Raw genomic sequence first — 1,272 nt, 5'->3', positions numbered from 1 at the left:
AGCCCCCACCGCCCCGGCGGTCGGCCGATCGCTTCCGGTCCGACCCGGTCGGCACCGCGAGGTCGTCCTCCTCGTCCCGCTCGCGGCCCGGGGTCGGCAGGTCGAACCGGATGATCGCGAACCGGAAGACCGCGTAGTACACCACCGCGAAGCACAACCCGACCAACGCCAGGCCCAACGGGTTGGAGGCGATGCCGAAGTTCAGCGTGTAGTCGATCGCGCCGGCGGAGAACCCGAAGCCGCCGCGCATCCCCAACGCCCAGGTCAGCGCGAGCGCGATACCCGTCAGCACCGCGTGGATCGCGTACAGCACCGGGGCGATGAACATGAAGGTGAACTCGATCGGCTCGGTGACGCCGGTGACGAAGGCGGTCAGCGCGATGGAGACCATCATGCCGCCGACCATTTTGCGCCGCTCGGGCCGCGCGCAGTGGTACATCGCCAGGCAGGCCGCCGGCAGCGCGAACATCATGATCGGGAAGAAGCCGGTCATGAACTGGCCGGCGGTCGGGTCCCCGGCCAGGAACCGCGCGATGTCACCGGTCACCACCGTCCCGTCGTCCCGGGTGTACGAGCCGGCCTGGAACCACGGGAAGGAGTTCAGCAGGTGGTGCATCCCCACCGGGATCAACGCCCTGTTCAGGGCGCCGAAGATGCCGGCGCCGACCGCGCCCGAGCCCACCAGCCACTCACTGAAGTGGAACAGGCCGCTGCCCAGCACCGGCCACACGTACCCCACCACGATGCCCAGCCCGAGGCCGGCGAAGGCGGAGATGATCGGCACCAGCCGGCGTCCGCCGAAGAACCCGAGGAAGTCCGGCAGGCGGGTGCGGTGGAAGCGCTGGTAGAGCAGGGCGACGGTGATGCCCATGATGACGCCACCCAGTACCCCGGCCGAGACGGGCGCGTCGGTGTTGGGGTCGTGGAAGGTCGCCAGCACGTTGTCGAAGACCAGGTAGCCGACGACGGCCGCCAGCGCGGTGGACCCGTCGGACTTCCGGGCGAAGCCGATGGCGATGCCCACCGCGAACAGCAACGCCATGTTGTCCAGCAGGGCCCCGCCCCCGCCGGCCATGAACTCGGCGACCCGGTTGACGGGGCCCGGCAACGCGTCGCTGCCCAGCATGTCGTCGGCGCCGAACCGCACCAGCAGGGCGGCGGCCGGCAGAGTGGCCACGGGCAGCATCAGGCTGCGGCCGATGCGCTGCGCCACGGCCATGGCACGGGCGCGGCGACCGGGTGGCGCGGGGGCGGGACGCTCCCCGCGTGCGG

Annotated in this window: 1 protein-coding gene; it reads right to left on the bottom strand. The window is 71.3% G+C overall.

Translation table 11 applies throughout. The annotated features are described in order from the left end of the window. Nucleotides 1-1,219: PTS transporter subunit EIIC (locus FNQ90_RS23660; RefSeq protein ID WP_182608210.1), on the bottom strand; the 1,219-nt coding region annotated here is incomplete at its 3' end. Between the last annotated feature and the right edge of the window lie 53 nt (nt 1,220-1,272).

Source organism: Streptomyces alkaliphilus, from assembly GCF_014141535.1.
Classification (GTDB): domain Bacteria; phylum Actinomycetota; class Actinomycetes; order Streptomycetales; family Streptomycetaceae; genus Streptomyces; species Streptomyces alkaliphilus.
The sequence above is the reverse complement of the archived record's forward strand: the minus strand, read 5'-3'. Positions and strand labels throughout refer to the sequence as shown.